At 77.1% G+C, this 19826-nt stretch carries 15 protein-coding genes and 1 pseudogene; 5 read left to right on the forward strand and 11 right to left on the reverse strand.

Features of this window, described 5'->3' with window-relative positions; translation table 11 throughout:
• Positions 1–26 precede the first annotated feature (26 nt).
• The 4 genes from ABD160_RS23475 to ABD160_RS23490 form a co-directional block, all read right to left on the reverse strand.
• A complete protein-coding gene (locus ABD160_RS23475; RefSeq protein ID WP_344026059.1) occupies positions 27–1103 on the reverse strand; it encodes a dipeptidase in 1077 nt (358 codons plus the stop codon).
• Between the two features lie 67 nt (positions 1104–1170).
• The gene (locus ABD160_RS23480) at positions 1171–2295 is read right to left on the reverse strand and encodes an NDMA-dependent alcohol dehydrogenase (RefSeq protein WP_344026061.1); all 1125 of its coding nucleotides are present in this window, start codon (positions 2293–2295) and stop codon (positions 1171–1173) included.
• A 130-nt stretch (positions 2296–2425) separates the two neighbouring features.
• Positions 2426–3172 carry a decaprenylphospho-beta-D-erythro-pentofuranosid-2-ulose 2-reductase gene (dprE2, locus tag ABD160_RS23485; RefSeq protein ID WP_344026063.1) on the reverse strand — a complete coding sequence of 249 codons (747 nt, stop codon included), beginning with the start codon at positions 3170–3172 and terminating at the stop codon, positions 2426–2428.
• 94 nt (positions 3173–3266) lie between these two features.
• Positions 3267–4010 (reverse strand): helix-turn-helix domain-containing protein, encoded by a 744-nt coding sequence (locus tag ABD160_RS23490; RefSeq protein WP_344026065.1) that lies wholly within the window; start codon positions 4008–4010, stop codon positions 3267–3269.
• A 94-nt stretch (positions 4011–4104) separates the two neighbouring features.
• On the opposite strand from ABD160_RS23490, the gene ABD160_RS23495 reads away from it, so the two are divergent.
• The 4 genes from ABD160_RS23495 to ABD160_RS23510 are packed head-to-tail and all read left to right on the forward strand — an operon-like array spanning position 4105 to position 6920.
• Positions 4105–4812 (forward strand): siderophore-interacting protein, encoded by a 708-nt coding sequence (locus tag ABD160_RS23495; protein WP_344026067.1) that lies wholly within the window; start codon positions 4105–4107, stop codon positions 4810–4812.
• Between the two features lie 32 nt (positions 4813–4844).
• Positions 4845–5693, forward strand: coding sequence for a shikimate dehydrogenase (locus tag ABD160_RS23500; protein WP_344026069.1), 849 nt, complete (start codon positions 4845–4847; stop codon positions 5691–5693).
• A gap of 43 nt (positions 5694–5736) precedes the next feature.
• Complete coding sequence (locus ABD160_RS23505; protein ID WP_344026071.1) at positions 5737–6099, forward strand: DUF3253 domain-containing protein; 363 nt, start codon at positions 5737–5739, stop codon at positions 6097–6099.
• A gap of 20 nt (positions 6100–6119) precedes the next feature.
• Positions 6120–6920: a methyltransferase domain-containing protein gene (locus ABD160_RS23510; protein WP_344026073.1), complete on the forward strand. Its 801-nt coding sequence runs from the start codon at positions 6120–6122 to the stop codon at positions 6918–6920.
• Positions 6921–6923: 3 nt separating this feature from the next.
• On the opposite strand, the gene ABD160_RS23515 is transcribed toward ABD160_RS23510, so the two are convergent.
• The 3 genes from ABD160_RS23515 to ABD160_RS23525 all read right to left on the reverse strand — a co-directional run bounded on the left by ABD160_RS23515 (position 6924) and on the right by ABD160_RS23525 (position 12508).
• Complete coding sequence (locus ABD160_RS23515) at positions 6924–7643, reverse strand: TetR/AcrR family transcriptional regulator C-terminal domain-containing protein (RefSeq protein ID WP_344026075.1); 720 nt, start codon at positions 7641–7643, stop codon at positions 6924–6926.
• Between the two features lie 129 nt (positions 7644–7772).
• Positions 7773–8765, reverse strand: coding sequence for an ABC transporter substrate-binding protein (locus ABD160_RS23520; RefSeq protein WP_344026077.1), 993 nt, complete (start codon positions 8763–8765; stop codon positions 7773–7775).
• Positions 8762–12508, reverse strand: coding sequence for an ABC transporter ATP-binding protein (locus tag ABD160_RS23525; protein ID WP_344026079.1), 3747 nt, complete (start codon positions 12506–12508; stop codon positions 8762–8764). The genes ABD160_RS23520 and ABD160_RS23525 overlap by 4 nt, the downstream gene beginning before the upstream one ends.
• A 234-nt stretch (positions 12509–12742) precedes the next feature.
• Here ABD160_RS23525 and ABD160_RS23530 point away from each other — a divergent pair, with 234 nt between their 5' ends.
• Positions 12743–14506, forward strand: a complete 1764-nt coding sequence (locus tag ABD160_RS23530) for a serine/threonine-protein kinase (protein WP_344026081.1) — start codon at positions 12743–12745, stop codon at positions 14504–14506.
• Positions 14507–14512: 6 nt separating this feature from the next.
• On the opposite strand, the gene ABD160_RS23535 is transcribed toward ABD160_RS23530, so the two are convergent.
• The 4 genes and pseudogenes from ABD160_RS23535 to ABD160_RS23550 form a co-directional block, all read right to left on the reverse strand.
• Positions 14513–15094 (reverse strand): class I SAM-dependent methyltransferase, encoded by a 582-nt coding sequence (locus tag ABD160_RS23535; RefSeq protein ID WP_344026083.1) that lies wholly within the window; start codon positions 15092–15094, stop codon positions 14513–14515.
• 997 nt (positions 15095–16091) lie between these two features.
• A pseudogene (locus tag ABD160_RS23540) lies at positions 16092–16805 on the reverse strand (maleate cis-trans isomerase family protein); the annotation flags it as partial.
• 189 nt (positions 16806–16994) lie between these two features.
• On the reverse strand, positions 16995–17642 hold the full coding sequence (locus ABD160_RS23545; RefSeq protein WP_344026085.1) for a response regulator: 648 nt from the start codon (positions 17640–17642) through the stop codon (positions 16995–16997).
• On the reverse strand, positions 17630–19729 hold the full coding sequence (locus ABD160_RS23550) for a sensor histidine kinase (RefSeq protein WP_344026087.1): 2100 nt from the start codon (positions 19727–19729) through the stop codon (positions 17630–17632). The genes ABD160_RS23545 and ABD160_RS23550 overlap by 13 nt, the downstream gene beginning before the upstream one ends.
• Positions 19730–19826: the final 97 nt, after the last annotated feature.

Here is a 19826-nt window from a genome sequence, read left to right on the forward strand (position 1 = left end):
ACCGGGCGGAGCGGGAGCGCGGCCGGTCAGGCGCGGTCGGCCGCGCGCAGCACCCGCAGCGCGTTGCGGCCGGCCAGCTTCGCCAGGTCGGCGCGGCTCCAGCCGCGGTCGGCGAGCGCGTCGAACAGCCGGGGATAGGCGGAGACGTCGGCCAGGCCGTCCGGGAGCTCGGCGGTGCCGTCGAAGTCGCCGCCGATCCCGACGTGGTCGACGCCCGCGGCCTCCCGCAGGTGCTCGACGTGCGCGACCACGTCGTGCAGGTCGGCGCGCGGCTCCGGCGGTCCGTCCCAGCTGCCGGCGAACCGGTTGCGGGCGGCGAGATCGCGGTGGTCGGCGCCGGCGGCGGCCATCGCGGCCAGCAGCTCCCGGTCCCAGTCGGCGACCCGGGCGGACACGAACCGGGGCACGAACGTCGCCATGCAGACCCCGCCGCCCCGGGCCATCGTGGCCAGCACGTCGTCGGGCACGTTGCGCGGATGGTCGGTGACCTCGCGCGCGCCGGAGTGGGTGAACAGCACCGGCGCCGACGACACCGCCAGCGCGTCGCGCATCGTCGTCGCCGCCACGTGCGAGAGATCGACGATCATGCCGAGCCGGTTCATCTCGGCGACCACCTCGCGGCCGAACGGGGTCAGACCGCCGTGCCGCGGCTCGTCGGTCGCCGAGTCGGCCCAGTCGTTGTTCAGGTTGTGGGTCAGCGTCAGGTAACGCACGCCGAGCGCCCGCAGGATGCGCAGCACGGCCGTCGAGTTGGCGATGCAGTGCCCGCCCTCGGCACCCATCAGCGAGGCGATCCGGCCGCCGGCGACCACCCGCTCGGCGTCGTCGGCGCCGTCGGCCAGGCCGAGCGCGTCGGGATGCCGGGCCGCCAGCCCGCGCACCCGGTCGATCTGCTCCAGCACCGCGGTGACCGCGCGGTCACCGGTGAACGAGCCGGGCACGTAGACCGACCAGAACTGGGCCGCGACCCCGCCCGCCCGCAGCCGGGGCAGGTCGGTGTGCAGCCGCGGATCGCCCGCGGCCAGGTCCGGCTCCGGCCCGCCGAGCTCGCGCAGCGCCCAGGGGAGGTCGTTGTGCCCGTCCAGCAGCAGCAGATCGTCCACGGGCCCGAGTATGCGTCGGGCCCCGGTCCGGTGGGACCAGGGCCCGGCGGGCGCTGGGCCGCTGGTGTCAGTAGCGGATGACGCCGCGGATGTTCTTGCCGGCGTGCATGTCCTCGTAGGCCGCGGCGACCTGGTCGAGGGTGTAGGTGGTGGTGACCAGCTCGTCGAGCTTCAGTGCACCGGCGCGGTAGAGCTCCAGCTGGCGCAGGATGTCCCAGTTCGGGTTGGACATGCCGAACATCGCGCCCTGGATCCGCTTCTGGAACAGCGTGACGTCGGCCAGCGAGACCGGCAGCGGCTCGGTCGAGTTGATGTCGCCCAGAGCCGTGACGACGACCGTGCCCGCCTTCCGGATCGAGGCCATCGCCTGCCCGACGTGGTCCGGCTTCAGCACGCCGACGGTGATGATCGCCTGGTCGGCGCCCTGCCCGTTGGTGAACTGCTTGGCCAGCTCGGTGGCCTCCTCCATGGTCTCCACGGCGTGCGTGGCACCGAGCTGCTGGGCCGACTCCCGCTTCAGCGCGACCGGGTCGACCGCGATGATGTTGGACGCCCCGGCGTGCGCGGCGCCCTGCACGGCGTTGATGCCGATGCCGCCGATGCCCATCACGATCGTGGTGTGGCCGGGCTGGACGCCGCCGGCGTTCACCGCGGAGCCCCAGCCGGTGCCGACGCCGCAGCCGACCAGGCAGGCGACCTCGAGCGGGACGTCGTCGGGCACCTTCACGCAGGAGTCCTCGGAGACCAGGGTGGTCTCGCAGAACGTGGAGATGCCGCACATCTGGCCGACCGGGGTGCCGTCCTCGGCCAGCCGCAGCCGGGTGGTGTTCTCCTCCCACCGGGTGCCGGCCAGCAGCCCGGCGCCCAGGTCGCAGAGGTTCTGCATGCCGCTGGCGCACCAGCGGCAGTGCCCGCACGAGGGCAGGAAGGAGAAGACGACGTGGTCGCCCTCCTTGAGGCCCTTCTTGTTCGCGCCGGCCCGGGTCACGATGCCGGAGCCCTCGTGGCCGCCGGCGAACGGGTAGGTCCCGACCGGGATGTCGCCGGTGGCGATGTGGTCGTCGGAGTGACAGAGCCCCGACGCCACCATCTTCACCTCGATCTCGCCCGGGCGCGGGTCGTCGATCTCGAGATCCACGACCTCGAACTTGCCCGGTGCGCTCCGGACCACGGCCCCACGGGTGTGTGCCACTGTGCTCTCCTCCGACGTCGTCGTCGTCACTTCGGTCTCTGGTCGATGCGCACGTGACGATATGACCCGGCTCACCCGAGTGGAAGTGCCACACACCGATCGCGGGACATCGTTGGTCCGTGGAACATCCTCAGCGGGGCATCCGGCGCCATACCGCCCGCGGCAGCAGCCGCAGCACGGCGAAGAGCAGCCGCAGGGTGCCGGGCACCCACACGTCGGCGTTGCCGCGCCCGCGGCGCAGGGCCGCGACGGTCGCGTCGGCGACCTGATCGGGGGTCGACGACAGCGGGGCCGGGCTCATCCCCTCGGTCATCCGGCCGATCACGAAGCCGGGCCGGATCAGCACCAGCCGCACGCCGGAGCCGTGCAGCGCGTCGGCCAGGCCGGACGCGAAGCCGTCGAGCCCGGCCTTCGCGCTGCCGTAGACGAAGTTCGCCCGGCGCACCCGCACCCCGGCGACCGAGGAGTAGACGACGAGCGTGCCGCTCCCCTGCGCGCGCAGCACCTGCGCCAGCTCGGTCAGCAGGTGCACCTGGGCGAGGTAGTCGGTGTGCACGATCGCGGCCGCGTGCGCCGCGTCGGTCTCGGCGCGGGCCTGGTCGCCGAGGATGCCGAAGGCCACCACCGCGACGTCGATCCGGCCGTGCCGGTCCCGCACCCGATCGATCAGCGGGCGGTGCGCGGCGAGGTCGTCGGCGTCGAACTCGGCGGTCTCCACCCGGGCGCCGGCCGCCGCCACCCGGGCCGACTCGGCGGCCAGCTCCCCCGCCCGGCGGGCGGCGAGCACCACCGTGTCCGCCTCCCGGCCGGCGAGCCGCTGCGCGACCGCCACCCCGATCTCGCTCCGACCGCCGAACACCAGCACCGTTCCGCCCACCCGGGCAGCCTCCCACCGCGGCCGGCCGGCCCGGTGCGGCGGGCTGGGTGCGCGCCCCGGCGGGACCCGGTGGCCCCGCCACCGGCCGGCCCGCTCACCCGGGGGCCGGCAGGTAGTCGGCCGGGCGCCGCCCGGTGACCCGGCGGAACGCCCCGGCGAACGCGGCGGGCCTGCGGTACCCGACCGCGCGGGCGGTGACCGCGACCGGGGTGCCGCGGGCCAGCAGATCGAGCGCGGCCCGCACCCGCACCGCGGTCCGCCAGCGCGCGAAGGTGCTGCCGGTCTGCTCGGCGAACAGCCGGGACAGCGTGCGGACGCTGCTGTTCACCCGGGACGCCCAGGCCGGCAGGTCCCGCTGGTCGGACGGATCGGCCAGCAGCGCCTCGGCGACCGCCCTGGCCCGCGGGTCGGCCGGTACCGGCACGGCGAACGTCGTCGTCGGCACCGGCTCCAGCAGCCCGGTGAGCAGCGCCTCGGCGTGCCCGCGGACCGGTCCCGGCACGTCCCCCTCCCCCGCCAGGTGCACGATCAGCTCGCGCACCAGCGGGGTGACCAGCAGCGGCGTGACCCGCGCCCAGCCGCCGGCCGTCGCATCGAGCGCGACGCCGTAGCCGTGCCCCGGCCGGACCGTCGCCACCCCGTGCCACACCCCGGCGGGCATCCAGAGCGCGTGCGTGGGCGGCACCAGCCAGTCCCGGTCGTCGGTCCGCACGGTGGCGGTCGCGGTCGCCGACCAGAACACGAGATGCCGGTCGTCGTGCCGGTGCAGCTCCACCGTGGTGCCGGGGCCGATCTCCTGGCGCAGCACCGCGACCACGCCGGGCCGTGGACCGTCCATGTCTCCCCCTCGTGGCCGTTTCGCGGTCGTTGTTGGCCGCACACCGTCGTACAGACATCTTAGGGTGGCCTCATACGGCGGACGGAGGAGCACGGTGGGACTCGCGACACGGTTGGCCGATCTGGCCGGGGACGCACTGCTGTCGGTGTCGGAGGTGGAGCACGTCGAACGGATCGCGCCCGATCTGGTGCGGGTCGGCCTGCGCTCCGAGGCGTTCCGCGGGGTGCGCTGGACCCCCGGCGCGAAGATCCAGATGCGGCCGCGCCGCGGTGCGCTGCAGCTGCGCACCTACACCCCGATCCGGTGGGACGCCGACGCCGGCGCCACCGAGCTGGTCGCCTTCACCCACGGCGACGGGCCGGCGTCGGCCTGGTTCGACCGGGTGCGCCCCGGCGATCCCTGCGAGCTGCTCGGGCCGCGCCGGTCGATCGACCTGCCCGCGCTGACCGGGCCGGTGGTGGCGGTCGGCGACGAGTCGTCGGTCGGGCTCGCCTGCGCGCTGCGCACGGTGCACCCGGACGCGGTGACCGTGTTCGAGGCCGGCGACCCGGACGCGCTGTCCGCGGCGCTGCCCGGACTCGGGCTGGACGGCGCCGTCGTGGTGGCGCGCACCGCGGACCGGGCCGCGCTGATCGAGAGCGCCCGCGCCGCCGTCGCCGCCGCCCCCGGCGGGGACCTGCTGGTCACCGGGGACGCCGCGACCCTGCACACGCTGCGCCGCAACGCCCGGCAGTGGGCGGTCCCGCCCCGGCGGGTGACCGGCCGCGCCTACTGGGCAACCGGACGAACCGGGCTGGACTGAACCCGCGCCGGGCGGGCAGGGATACTCCGGGGGTGACCACCTCCGCCCCATCCGGGCGCCGCGCCGCGGTGCTCGGCTCGCCGATCGCGCACACGCTGTCCCCCGCCCTGCACAACGCGGCCTACGCCGCGCTCGGCCTGGCGGGCTGGCACTACGACCGGTTCGAGGTGGACGAGGCCGGCCTGGCCGGGTTCGTCGCGGGGCTGGGCCCGGAGTGGGTCGGGCTGTCGCTGACCATGCCGCTCAAGCGGGTCGTGCTCGACGTCGCCGACACCGTCTCCCCCGGTGCGGCCGCGATCGGGGCGGGCAACACGCTGGTGTTCACCGACGAGGGCAGCACCGTGCACAACACCGACGTCACCGGGATCGCCGAGTCGCTGCGCGCCGCCGGGGCGGGCACCGGGCGCGCGGTGATCCTCGGCGCGGGCGGGACCGCGCAGGCCGCCCTCGCCGGGCTGCACGACCTGGAGGTCGACGGGATCGACGTGCTGGTCCGGGACGCGGGCCGCACCGGCGACCTGCAGGCCACCGCGGCCCGGCTCGGCTCCGAGGCCCGGGTGCACGCCGTGCTCGGGGACCCGGTGGCCGCCGCGACCGTGCTGGACGGCGCCGACGTCGTCGTGTCCACGCTGCCCGCGGGGGTCGCCGACGAGCTCGCCGGGGCCCGCTGGCGGCCGGGCACCGTGCTGCTCGACGCGGTGTACGCGCCGTGGCCGACGGTGGTCGCCGCCGGTGCCGCCGCGGCCGGCGCGACGATCGTCTCGGGGCTGGAGATGCTGCTGCAGCAGGCCGTCGCGCAGGTCGAGCTGATGACCGGGCGGCCGGGGCCGGAACCGGCGATGCGGGAGGCCCTGGAGGCCGCGGTGCTGGCCCGGAGCTGACCGTCGCCGGGCGCGCCGGGCGCGCCTGCCCGACGATGGCCGGGTGGAGGAGAAGAGCTGCGCGGTCTGCGGGCGGCGGATCGAGTGGCGCCGCAGGTGGGCGGACGACTGGACCGAGGTCCGGTACTGCTCCGCGGCGTGCCGCCGGCGCGGCGTCCGGCAGGTCGACCGCGACCTGGAGGCCGCGATCACCGAGCTGCTCGCCCGGCGTGCGGGCGGGGCGACGATCTGCCCGTCCGAGGCCGCCCGCCGGGTCGCCCCGGACGGATGGCGGGAGCTGATGGAACCGGCCCGGATGGCGGCCCGCCGGCTGGTCGTCGCCGGCCGGGTGGAGATCGTCGCGCGCGGCGCGGTCGTCGATCCGTCGACGGCGAAGGGGCCGATCCGGATCCGCCGCGCGCGGTGACGTCGGGCAGGGTGGCCGGTATGCCGCCGCACGACACCTACACCCACGGCCATCCCGAGGTCGTCGTCCGCTCGCACGCCGCCCGCACCGCGGAGAGCTCCTGCGGGTACCTGCTGGACCACCTGGCGCCCGGCACGTCGCTGCTCGACGTCGGTTGCGGGCCGGGCAGCATCACCGTCGACCTGGCGGCGCGGGTCGCGCCCGGCCGGGTCCGCGGCGTCGAGCTGGTCCCGGAGCCGCTGGAGCAGGCCAGGGCGGCCGCCGCCGAGCGTGGCGTCACCGTCGAGTTCGCGGTCGACGACGCCTACGCGCTGTCCGAGCCGGACGACAGCTGGGACGTCGTGCACGCCCACCAGGTGCTGCAGCACGTCTCCGATCCGGTCGCGGTGCTGCGCGAGATGCGCCGGGTGGCCCGCCCGGGCGGGCTGGTCGCGGTGCGGGACGCCGACTACGCCGGCTTCCACTGGTGGCCCGCCGATCCGCTGCTGGACCGCTGGCTGGAGCTCTACCGGGCGGTCGCCCGCGGCAACGACGCCGAACCCGACGCCGGACGGCGGCTGCTCGGCTGGGCGCACGCCGCCGGGTTCACCGAGGTGGTCCCGTCGGCCGCGGTCTGGTGCTACGCCACCGCTGACGAGCGCGCCGCCTGGGGCGGGATGTGGGCGGACCGGATCCACACCGGCGTCGGGCGGATGGCCCTCGACCGCGGCCTCGCCGAGCCGGCCGAGCTGGCCGCGATCTCGGACGCCTGGCGGGCCTGGTCCGCGCACCCGGACGGCTGGTTCGTCGTCCCGCACGGCGAACTGCTCTGCCGGGCCTGAGCCTCAGCCGATCCGGGCGCCCAGCCAGAGCAGCAGCATCTCGACGTGGCTCTCGAAACGCTCGTCGGCGGTGGCCGGCGGGACGTGCGCGAGCGAGCGCAGGTGCGGCAGCGCGTCGTCGCTGTCCGCGGCCCGGGTGGCCGGGGTCGTCTCCTCCGGCGGGCCGCTGCGCGGGTCCGCCGCGGCCGCCCTGGACTCCCACTCCTCGATCTCGGCGAACCCGGCGACGGTGCCGACGACCAGGTCGCAGCCGCGGGCCACGTCCGCGGGCCGGAGCCCGATCGCGAGCAGGAACCCGGCGAGCGCGTCCATGTTGCGCAGCGCGGCGTCGCGCACCTCGTCGTCCATCGGGGTGGAGGCGACGATCCGCAGCAGCACCGGATGGCGCCGGTACCAGGCCCGCAGCTCGCGGCAGAACCGGGCGAGCCCGTCCGTCCAGCGGTCCGGGTCGTGCGGTCCGGACGGCCACTCCCGTCCGGCGACGGCGACGGCGGCGACGAGCGCGTCGTCCCGGTCCCGGACGATCTTGTACAGCGCCCGCGGGGTCACCGCGAGCCGGTCGGCGAGCGAGCGCATGGTCACCCGGTCGGCGCCCCGGTCGGCGGCCTCGTCGAGCACGGCCCGGCCGATCCGCTCCCGGGTCAGCGTCGGCTCGCCCTTCGGTGGCCTGCCGATCCGCCGGGCGATGCCCGGTGGCGGTCCGGACGTCGGGAGATCGGTCACCGGGTCACGGTAACGGCGCACCGGGCGGCCCCGGCCGGTGCCACCGCCGGCCCGCCCGCGCCGTCCGGCGACCCGCCACCGGTGCCCGGCCCCGGCGGGCGCGCCGGCCCGGGCGGGTCGCGGCACGGTTCAGCCCGCCACCGCGGCCAGCGGCGCGTCGAGCTGCTCCAGCCCCCAGCGCAGGCTCAGCACCGACGGCGTCCGCAGCGCGGTCGCGGTGACCAGGTCCATGGTGTGCAGCTGCCCGCCCGGTGCCAGGGTCGCGGCGCGCGGGTCGGCGAGCAGGGCGTCGGCCGCCGCCGGATCCGGCGCCACCACGATCACCAGGTCGGCGGCCAGGTCGGTGAGCTGCTCGGGGCCGAGCGCTACGATCCCGGTACCGGGGGCCGACCCGGGCCGGGCGGCGAGGGTGTCCGGCAGCCGCATGCCGAGCTCGCCGAGGACCACGGACAGGACGTCGTCCGCGGCGACCAGGGTGCCCAGCGCGGACGGCGACTGGATCACCGAGAAGCTGAACGTGCGCCCGTCGAGCCCGGGATACCGGTCGCGCAGGGCGGTGATCGCCCCGGTGGTCCCGGCGACGGCGGCGGCCGCCTCGCCGGGCCGGCCGAGCGCCGCCCCGACGGCGGCGGTGCGGTCCTCCCAGCGGTCGGTGACCGGGTCGGCCAGGTGCGCCAGGACCGGTGCCCCGATCCGGGTCAGGGCATCGTGGGCCTGCGGGGTGAGTGCCGCCCCGGTGCCCAGCACGAGATCCGGGCGGGCCGCGGCGACCGCCTCGGTGTCGATCGTGAAGTCGGGTGCGCCGGGGATGCGCGTGACGTCCGGCCCGAGCCGCCCGGCGAGCCAGGGCAGGTCTCCGTCGGGTGCGTAGAACGGTGTCACCACCGCGACCGGGGTGATCCCGGCGGCGAGCGCGGCGTCGGCGTCGGCGACGCTCAGCGCGACCACCCTGGCCGGTGGCGCCGGGATCTCCGCGACGCCGAGCGCGTGCGGCACGGTGACCGGGAAACCGGGGCCGGGATCGGGCACGTCCTCCTCCGGCGCCGGTACGGCACCGCAGGCGGTCAGCAGCACGGTCAGCAGCAGAGCGGCCGGTGCGGCCGCGCGGATCACCCGGTTCACCGGGCACCTCCCGGGGTGGTGGACAGCGGCGCCGCGGGTGCGGACGCCGCGAGCAGCCGCCGGTACACGGGGCTGCGCTCGACGAGCTCGTCGTGGGTGCCTGCCGCGTCGACCCGCCCGCCGTCGAGGACGACGATGTGGTCGGCGCCGCGGACGGTGCGCAGCCGGTGCGCGACGACGATCACGGTGCGGCCCCGGGCCAGCCGGGACAGTGCGCGCTGGATGCGGACCTCGGTCTCGGCGTCGACCGAGGCCACCGCCTCGTCGAGCACCAGTACCGGGGCGTCCTTGAGCAGCGCGCGGGCGATCGAGAGCCGCTGGCGCTGGCCGCCGGACAGGTCGGCGCCGCCCTCGCCGATCACCGAGTCCAGGCCCGCCGGGAGCGCCTCGACGACGTCGGTGCAGTCGGCGGCGGCGAGCGCGGCGGCGATCTCGTCGTCGGTCGCCCCGGGCCGGGCCGGCGTCAGGTTCTCCCGGACGGTGCCGTGGAACAGGTAGACGTCCTGGAACACCGTGGTGACCAGCGCGGTGGTCCCGGCCGATCCGAGCTCGCGCAGGTCGGTGCCACCGATCCGGACCGAGCCCGAGTCGACGTCCCAGAACCGGGCGACCAGGTTCGCGACCGTGCTCTTGCCGGCGCCGGACGGCCCGACCAGTGCCGTGACGGTCCCGGCCGCGGCGCGCAGCGACACCCCGTGCAGGCCGCCGCCGGAGCCGTCGTAGCGGAAGCCGACGTCGTGCAGCTCCACGTCGGCGCCGGCCGCGCCGGCGGGCTCTGCCGGTTCGGCCGGCTCTGCCGGTTCGGCCGGCTCCGGCAGCACCGGCTGCTCCCAGATCTCGGCGATCCGGCGGGCGATCTGCTGCTGGGTGCGCCGGTAGCCGGCGAGCGCCGCGATCTCGCCGAGCGGCTGATGGAGCACCAGCGACAGTACGAGGAACAGCAGCAGCGTCCCGGAGCCGACCGTGCCCGCGGTGTGCAGCGCGGCACCGGTGACGATCAGCACCACCAGGCCCAGCTCCAGCGCGACCGAGCCGAGCGCCACCGCCGGGACGGCCCGGACCGACATCGCGACGCTGGTCCGGCGCAGCTCCTCGACCGCGTCCCGGTACCGCAGCGCGACCGCCGAGCCCGGGTGGGCGCGCAGCACCGCGGTGCCCCGCACGTGATCGAGCAACCGGCTGGTGGCCACCGACCGGGCCTCGCCGACCGGCCCCATGACCTGCCGGTACACCCGGTCCGACAGCACCGTGCAGGCCACGAACAGCGGCACCCCGGCGAGCGTCGCGAGCGCCAGGCGCCAGTCCACCAGCAGCAGCACGACGGTCGCGTACAGCGGCGTGATCACCGCCCCGGCGATCTGCTGCGGGGTGTTCTGGAAGTCCAGCATCACGGTGTCGTTGGCGACGGTGGTGGTGATCCGGCCGTTGTCGAGCCGGCTCAGCGTGCCCAGCGGCACCGACCGCAGCCGGTCCAGCATGGACAGCTGCAGATCGACCTTGGCCCGGGTGGCGATCCGCCAGACGAGCTGGTTCGCCGCGTTGTTGGCGAGCAGCCGGACCGCCAGCAGCAGCACCAGCGCCGCCGACACCGCGGCCACCGTGCCCGTCGTCAGCGTGCCCTGCACCGCTGCCAGCAGCACCAGGTAGACGGCCACCACCGGCGCCCCGCGGAACAGGCCCTCCAGCAGCAGCCGGCCGGCGCCCGGGCCGCGCAGCCGGGGCCACCAGCGGCCGAGCAGCGCCACCCACTGGCGCGGGAACGACAGCCCGGCCAGTCCGGGGCGGACGATGCCGGCCACCGCCGACGACCAGGCGCGGCCGTCCGGGTCGCCGGAGTTCAGCGGTGCGGGTGCCGCCCTCCCGGCCGCCACGACAGGCCCGGCCGCACCCCCCGGCGCAGCCGCACCCCCCGGTCCCGGCACGCCCCCCGGTCCCGCCGCGCCACCCGGCACCGGTACGCCGCCCGGTCCCGCCGCGCCACCCGGTCCGGCCGGGTCACCGCCGGGACCGGCCCCCGCCGCGTCCAGCCGCCAGCCCGCGCCGTCGGTGTAGGCGGTCCAGAGTGCCCGGTACCGCGGCGAGCTCCCGACGAGCTCGGCGTGCGGCCCGGCGGCGACGATCCGGCCGCCGTCCACCACCACGACCGTGTCGGCGTCGATCACGGTCTGCAGCCGGTGCGCGACCACCAGCACGGTCCGTCCGCGGGCCAGCTCGCGCACCGCGGCGACCGTCGCGCGCTCGTTCTCGGCGTCCAGGAACGCGGTCGCCTCGTCGAGCACCACCACCGGTGACGCCTTCAGCAGCGCGCGGGCCACCGAGATCCGCTGCCGCTGGCCGCCGGAGAGCCGGACCCCGCCGGAGCCCGGTGCGGTGTCCCAGCCCTGCGGCAGCGCATCGGCGAACTCGTCGACCCGGGCCGCCCGGCCGGCCGCGCGGACCTCGTCGTCGGTGGCGTCCGGCCGGCCGATCCGGATGTTCTCCAGCACCGAGGCGTCGAAGACGCGATCGTCCTGGCCGACCACGGACACGATCCGGGCGAGCTCGTCGGGCGCGATCTCCCGGACGTCGACGCCACCGATCCGCACGGCTCCCGCGGTGACGTCGGCGAACCGGGCGACCAGCCGCGCCAGTGTGGACTTCCCGGCGCCGGTCGGGCCGACCAGCGCGGTGACCCGGCCGGCCGGCACCAGCAGGTCGACGTCGGACAGCACCGGCCGGTCCGGGTGGTAGCCGAAGGTGACGCCGTCGAGCTCGACGTCCGGGCCGTCCGGGCCGGAGCGCGGGCTGCGCGGCCGGTCCGGGGCGGGCAGCCCGGGCTCCGCCAGCAACGCGCCGATCCCGGCCGTCGCCAACTGCACCCGGTAGCCCAGGGTGGCCAGCGTGCCGACGAAGGCGATCAGCGGCGTGGCATAGCCCAGGCCGATGAGCAGGAACAGGGCCAGCGTGGCGAGATCGACCCGGCCCTCGACGAAGCCGGTCCCGGCCACCGGGAGCAGCAGCGCGACCGGCAGGCCGGTCGCCACCATCAGCGCCGACGCCAGCCAGCGGACCGGGCTGCGCAGCGGTGCGTCACCGGCGTGCACCGCACGGTCCAGCGCGCCGGTCAGCCGGTCGTCGCCGTCGACCCGGCGGAACGCCCGCACCACCTTCATCCCGTCCAGGAACCCGACGACCGTGCGGTTGAGCTCGGTCAGCGAGGCCATCTGCTCGGCGCCGGACCGGCGCGCCAGTGCCGAGGCGATCCCGCCGACCAGCAGCAGCAGGAGGACCAGCGCCAGGAACGCGAGCAGGCCGAGCCGCCAGTCCACCGCGAGCAGCAGGGCGGTGGTCGCGACCGGCACCGCGGCGGCCGCGGCCACGTCGGGCACCCCGTGCGCGAGTGCCTCCTCCAGCTGCTCGACGTCGTCGTGCAGGATCTTCTTCAGCTCTCCCGACGGCCGGGCGGTCGCCCGGGCCAGCGGGATCCGGTCCAGCCGGGCCACCAGCGCCAGCCGCAGGTCGGCCAGCGCGCCGTAGGCCGCGAGGTGCGCGACGTGCCCGGACAGCGCTCCTGCGGCCGCCTTCACCAGCAGCGCGGCCGCGGTCGCGCCGGCGATCGCGAGCACCCGCCCGGGATCCGGGGTGCCCCCGCCGAACAGCTCGACGGCGACCAGGTGGACCGCGACGTACGGGGCGAGCCCGGCGGCGGCGGACACGACCGCGAGCGCCGCGGACAGGATCAGCGCCGGGCGCCGCCTGCGCACCACGGCACCGACCGACGGAGGCGATGCAGGTCCGGTTGCCGGTACTGCTCGCGGCGCGGCGGCCGGTGGTGATCCGGTTGTCATGCGGCCACTGTCGACGGCGGTCCGGCTAAAGTCAACAAGTGTGTACTTAGTTAGCCGACCGCCCTGCCGATTCAAGAACCTTGTGGAACCGGCCCGGCCACGCGGCCCGCCTGGTATGAACGCTTCGTCCGAACAGCAGCTGGGGGGCTCATGGATGTCGGCGATCTGCCAGTGGGCGCGGACTTCGGTGACTTCGAGATCCGCGGACGGCTCGGGGCCGGCGGGATGGGTGTCGTCTTCCGGGCCTACGACCGGCGGCACGGCGGCGAGGTCGCGCTGAAGGTGCTGCCCGCGCACCTGGCGACCGACCGGGTCACCGTCGAGCGGTTCCGGCGCGAGGCCCGGGCGGCGTTCGAGCTGCGCGACCCGCACGTCGTCCCGGTGCACGGCTACGGCGAGGTCGACGGCCGGCTGTACCTGTCGATGCGTCTGATCGACGGCGAGGACCTCGCCCGGCTGCTGTCCCGCAAGGCCCCGCTGCCCCCGGCGCGGGCGGCCGGGATCGTGCGGCAGGCCGCGCACGCGCTGGACGCGGCGCACACCGCGGGCATGGTGCACCGCGACGTCAAACCGGCGAACCTGCTCGTCGTCGAGGCCCGGGACGACTTCACCTATCTCGTCGACTTCGGGATCGCCCGCGCCGTCGGACCGGACCCGGACACCGCGCTCACCGCCACCGGCGCCACCGTCGGGACGCTCGGCTATCTCGCCCCGGAACGCCTCTCCGACTCCCTCGGCCCGGTCGACGGCCGGGCCGACGTCTACTCGCTGGCCTGCGTGCTCGTCGAGATGCTGACCGGGCGGCCGCCGTTCCCCGGGTCGGAGCCGGCGACCGTGCTCTCCGCGCACCTGATGACGCCGCCGCCGCGGGTCACCGCGCTGCGGCCCGAGCTCGATCCCGGGTGGGACGACATCGTCGCCCGCGGGATGGCGAAGGCGCCCGACGAGCGGTACCCGACCGCGGGGGCGCTCGCCGCCGCGGTGACCCGGCTGGCCGGGAGCGCACCGCGGGAGACCCGGCCGCAGACCCTGGGCGAGGTCCCCGCAGCCCCGGGCGCCGGTGCACCCACGCCCGGCCACGCCGCCGCCGGTGCACCCGTGCCCGGCCATCCCGCCGCCGGTCATCCCGCCCCGGGTGCACCCGCGGCAGGCCACCCCGCACCCGATGCCCCCGGGGGCGGTGCCGCCGCTGCCGGCCACCTCCCGGCCGGTGCACCCGCACTGGGCCACCCCGCAGCCGGTGCACCCGCAGCGGGCCACCCCGCGCCCGCGCACCCCGGCACCGCGGCCCGGCCCGGCCCGACCTGGATCCTCCCCGACCACGACACCCCCGCCCCGGCACCACCGAACCGTCCCCGCGGCCTGGTCCTGGCGATCGGCGCCGCCCTGGTCGCCGCGGCCGTGCTGGTCGGCCTGGTCTGGGCGGTGCTGCCCGATCGCGGGCCCGGCGGCGACGGCGACCCCGCGATCGCGGTGCCGACCCTGGACCCGGATCCGTCCGGTACGCCGGGGCCGCTGCAGCCGGCCGGCTCGGGGACCACCACGGCACCGCCGGCCGCGACGATCGATCCGGCCGCGGGCGACGGCGACCTGGGGCTGGCCCGGCCGGTGACCCGGCTCGGCTGCACCGGTGCCGACGTGGTGATCGTCGGTGCCGGCGTCGATCCGCAGCGCTACCCGCAGGACGTGCAGGAGCACCTCGACCGCCATCCCGGCTCGAACTACCTGCGGGCGCTGGGCAGCTGCACCTCGTTCCGCCCGCGCACCCCGACCGGTGAGCTGATCTACGTCGTGTACCTCGGCCCGTTCACCGACCGCGGCCGGGCGTGCGAGGCGCTGGCCGGGGCCGGCGGGGACTCCTACATCCAGCCGCTCGGCGTCGCGCCGCTGCAGCCGGGCGGCCCCGGCTGCTGATCCGGCTCAGCGCAGCCGGTGCAGCGCGACGACGTAGTCGCCGCCCCGGTAGGGCGCCCGGTCCCAGGTGGCCCAGCGCTGCTCCGGCGCGAGGCCCGCCGCGGCGCACCAGGCGTCGTACTCGTCGACGGTGGGCCAGCCCGGCCGCAGGGTGAACCCGGCGAGCAGCAGACCACCGGAACGCAGGTGCCGGGCGCAGCCGCCGACGACGCCGGCCCGGTCGCCCGCGTAGGGGATCACGTTGCCCGCCAGCACCACCAGCCCGAACCGATCGGGCAGGTCGAGATCCTCCAGGCCGACCGGCTCCCAGCGCAGGCCGGGCGCCTTGGCGCGGGCGGCGGCGATCATGTCCGGATCGGGATCGACGCCGGTCACCGGGATGCCGCGCCGGTCCAGCTCGATCGCGACCCGGCCGGTTCCGCAGCCGCCGTCGAGCACGGCACCGCCCTCCAGCAGGGCCTGCACCAGGCCCGCCTCGCCGTGCGGGTCCTGGCCGGCCTCGGCCATCGCCGCCCAGCGGGCGTCGTAGGTGTCCAGGTCGACCCGGTCCCGCCAGGACGACCAGTCGTCGGGAAGCTCGGTCGGCACGCCGGCGAGCCTAGTGCCACGCGGTGACCGGCGCCCCGAGCCGGCGGCGCAGCCATCCGGCCAGGCCGTGGCCGCGGTAGAGCGGGTGCACCAGGACGACCGGCTCCGGCGCGGGGCCCTCGGCGTCCAGCAGCGAGCCGGCCGCGACGAGGGTGCCGTCCGCGGTGCGCACCAGCAGGCAGATCCCGCCGGGCGGGGCCAGCACCGAGCGCAGATCGGCGGCCGTCCACTCGTCGACCGCCGGGCCACCGTCCGGCAGCCCGGCCAGGCAGGTGCGCAGCAGGACGTCCAGCTCGATCGTCTCGTCGCCGGCCGCGGGCAGCGCGGTCAGCTCCTCGCCGCCGGGCAGCAGGACGTCGTGCCCGGCCCGGACCGGCTGCGCGGTGGCGGCCCGCAGGAACGCCTCGGCCCGCGCCCGCTCGGTGACGGTGAACGGCGCCCACGCCCGGCGGGCGATCAGCCGGCCGCCGTGCGGGGACGGCAGCACCAGGACGTGCCCGTCGGCGGGCTCCGTCCCGTCCGGCCCGTCCGGCCCGGCCTCCACCTCGTCGGCGTGCAGCAGCTCGCCGAGCGCGCGGGCCACGTCGCCGGCCGTGCGGCTGCGGGTGAGCAGGTCCAGCGCCCGGGTCGGCGGGTCGACCAGCTCGTGCGGGTCGGCGACGACGACCTGCACCGCGTCCGGCCCGGCCGAGCGCAGCCTGCGCCGGATCACCCGGGACAGCCGGGCCGCGCTCATCCGGCCGCCGACCAGCATCTCGTCGACGACCGAGCGGGAGTCCCTGCCGTGCACCGACAGCGCCAGGATGTTGCCGTCCACCTCGGCGACGGCGGCGGTCAGCCGGGCCAGCGCGCCGGACTCGTCGGGCAGCCGGACCCGCACCTTGTAGAGCGCCGGGAGCCCGTCGTCGCCGGAGCCGCGGACCGACGGCACCGCGGCCAGGTCGGTGGTCGCCTCGTGCACCACCCGCAGCACGGCCCGGTCCCCCGGCGCCCGGCACTCGACGAGCGCCTGGCCGGGCCCGACGGCCGAGCGGCCGACCGCACCCAGCGCCGCCCACATGGTGACCTGGTTCGCGGTCAGCACCGGCTTGCCGAGCTCGGCCTCCAGCCCGGCGATGACGTCGTAGGTGGGCAGGTTCGTGCAGGACACGAACACCGCCTCGGCGTCCGGGTGGTCGGCCGCGCGGACCGCGCGCACCACCTGGTCCGGCCGCACGTCCCAGATCCGGCCGAGCAGGCCCAGGCCGTACCGGGCGACCGTGCCGATCCCGTGCGCGGCGAGGAACGCCTCCAGCTTGGCGGTGAGGTCGTCGACGTAGGGGGTGGCCAGCGCGAGCCGGTCGACGCCGAGCGCGGCGCAGGCGGCGACCAGCGCACCGGCGGTGGTGACCGCCCGCGGGGCGCCCGCGTCGCGGATGACCCCGCGCAGCGCCCGCTCGCCGTCGGCGCCCGCGACGAAGCTCCCCGACGTGCAGGAGTACGCGACGACGCCCGGTTCCGGGACCAGCACGTCGCGCACCGCCTGCCGGACGGTCTCCGGTGCCGAGATCAGCAGCGCCTGCCCGGCGTCGGCCGGGGTGGCCGCGTACGGGGTCCGGGTGACGTGCAGCGAGGTCGGCGCCGGGACCCACCGCCACATCTCGCGGTCCTGCGCGAAGTCGTAGGGCACGACGACGCCGATGCCCGCCTCCGGGAACTCACGATCACCCATCACGGCCTCCACACGCACACGATCGACGGCCGCCGTTTCCGCGGGGGGTCACGGCGGTTACACGGGGGTCAGGACGCCCGCCGGAGGCCGTGGGTTCCGTCTCCGCGCCGCGGATCCGTGCGCAGGAGAGGTGTGCTGCCCGTTCTCGATCGTCCTGCCGCCGAGTGTGCCATCCGCCGCGGGGCGGCGTCAGCCGGATCCGGCGTCGATGTGCGCCAGCACGGCGAGCACCCGGATGTGGTCGTCGTCGGACGCGGCCAGCCCGAGCTTGCCGATGATCGAACCGGTGTGCGTCTCCACGGTCCGCTCGGTCAGGTGCAGCCGCCGCGCGATGCCGCGGTTCGTCCGCCCCTCGGCCATCAGCGCCAGCACCTCCCGTTCCCGCGGGGTCAGCGCCCCCAGGCGGTCGCCGTCCCGGCGCCGCCCGATCAGCCGGGCGACGACCTCCGGGTCCAGCGCCGAGCCACCGGCGGCCACCCGGGCGAGCGCGTCGAGGAAGTCGCCGACGTCGAGCACCCGGTCCTTGAGCAGGTAGCCGAACGCCCCGGTGCTCACCAGCTCCACCGAGTGCCGGGACTCCACGTGCTGGGACAGCAGCACGATCGGCTGGGCCGGCCGGGCGGCCCGGATCTCCCGGGCCGCCCGGGCGCCGTCGTCGGCGTGCTCCGGCGGCATCCGGATGTCGATCACGGCCAGGTCCGGGTCGTGCCCGAGGACGGCGGCGACGGTCGCGGGCGCGTCGGCGGCCGTCGCGACGATCTCGTGCCCGTCGTCGGCCAGGATCCGGGCCAGGCCCTCCCGGAACAGCGCCGAGTCCTCCCCGATCACGATCCGCACGGCAGCTCCGCGTGCACCTCGGTCCCGGAGCCGTCGCTGCGCACCCGCAGGACGCCCCCGGCGGCCGCGACCCGGTCGGCGAGACCGTGCAGCCCGTGGCCGGGCCGGACGGTCGCACCGCCGCGGCCCCCGTCCCGGACCCGGACCCGCAGCGTCCCGCCGGACCGCGACGCGAGCACCTCCACCCGGTCGGCGTCCGCGTGCCGGACGGCGTTGGTCAGCGCCTCCCCCACCACGTAGTACGCGGTCAGCGCGATCCCGTCGGGCACGTCCAGCCAGTCCGGGTCCGGCCCCGCCGGCACCGGCCGGGCCGGTTCCGGCGGCGCCGCGCCCGCTCCGGCGGCCACCGGGACCGGGTCCGCGGCCACCGGGGCCGGGTCCGGCCGGACGGATCCGTCGGTCACCTCCAGCCGGACCGGCACCGGCAGGTTCGCGGTCAGCCCGCGCAGCGCCGCGGGCAGGCCGTCGTCGAGCCCGGAGGGGCGCAGCCCGTGCGCGATCCGGCGCAGCTCGGCGACCGCGGTGCCGATCTCGGCCACCGCCGCGTCGAGGACGCCGTCCACGTCGGTCCCGGCCGGATCGTCCGCGACCCGGCGCTGCGCGAGCCGCAGCGTCATGCCGAGCGAGACCAGCCGCTGCTGCGCGCCGTCGTGCAGGTCCCGTTCCAGCCGCCGCCGCTCGGTGTCGCCGACCTCCAGCAGCCGGGCCCGGCCCGCCTCCGCCTCGGCCTGCGCCAGCCGCGCCTCCTGGCGCAGGCAGACGACCTCGACCAGCAGTGCCGCGGCGGCGGCGATCTCGCGCAGCAGCGGGCGCGACCCGGCCGCGCCGGCGAGCACGCCGACCCGCCGCCCGTCCCGGACGACCGGCACCGCGGTCCGGTCCGCGACGGCGGGCAGCGGCCGCCCGTCGGCGTCGACCAGTGCGTCGGCGTCGTCCCCGGGCGGGCGGTAGCCGACCAGCAGGCCCGGGTCGCCGAGCGCGGCCCGCAGCCGGTCCTGCAGCTGCTCGGGCCGGGCGCTGCCGTCCCGGCTGGCGCCGGTGAGCTCGGTGACCGCGTCCAGCGCGGCCCGCCGGGCCGGGTCGATCCGGGCGTCGATCCGGCGGCGCAGGCGGACCCGCAGCGGGGCCAGCGCGGCCGCGCAGACCGCGGTCGCGGCGGCCGCGGCCGGTGCCGATCCCTGGCCGAACGCCGCGCCCGCCGCGAACGCGGTCAGGCTGTAGACCGCGAGCAGGCAGGCCGCCAGCGCGGACCAGGTCAGGGTGGCCGCGTAGGCGCGGTCGACGTCGTAGAGGCCGTGCCGCAGGATGGCGACCGCGGTCGCCGCCGGGATCGCCAGGTAGGTGCCGAGCAGACCGACCACGACCAGGTCGGGGCCGTCGAGGAACAGGTAGCTCGCCCAGCACAGCAGCAGCGTCGCGGGCAGCCACAGCCCGGCCAGGATCAGCCAGCGCAACCGGGCCCGCAGCACCGGATCGGTGCTGCGCCGGCGCCGGACCACCGGCGCGGCCGCGGCGGCGCCGAGCAGCGGGAGCAGGCACAGCACGAGCACCATCGCCACCGGGCCGGTCCAGCCCGGCCCGGTGCCCAGGGTGTGCGGGAAGTCCGGCACCGGGTCCCGGTAGGACCCGGGCGCCCAGGCGGTCAGCACGGCCGCCAGCGGCGGCACGGCGACCAGCCCGGCCGCGACCGGCCACCATCGCCTGCCCGGCAGCCTGCCGTCCGGGAAGACCAGCGCGAGCAGCGCGAACGGGACGAAGAACAGCATCCAGCTCAGCTGCAGCAGCAGCGGCACCACCCACCACGCGCCGGCCGGCGGGGAACCCGCGGCGACCGCGGCGAGATAGCGGTCGGCGGCGCCGTTCGCCGCGGCGCCCGCCCCGGCCAGTGCGAGCAGCGGCCCGACGACGAGCCGGGGGCGGCGCGCGGCGACCAGCAGCCCGAGCGCGACCGGGACCAGCGCGGGCAGCGCGGTGAGCAGGGCGACCGCGACCGGGGTGCCGGAGCGGCCGGCGAGCAGCGCGTCGGCCGCGACGAGCGCCCCGAAGGCCCCGGCGAGCAGCAGGGTCAGGGCGCGCGGCCACGGCATCGTCGCAGCGTAGGGCGGTCGCGGCCGGCGTGGTATCCGTGCCGGCACGGAGGACGGGCTCCGCGGTCACCACGATGTGCGCGGCCCCGGCCGGAGG

Source organism: Pseudonocardia kongjuensis (genome assembly GCF_039526905.1).
GTDB classification, from domain to species: domain Bacteria; phylum Actinomycetota; class Actinomycetes; order Mycobacteriales; family Pseudonocardiaceae; genus Pseudonocardia; species Pseudonocardia kongjuensis.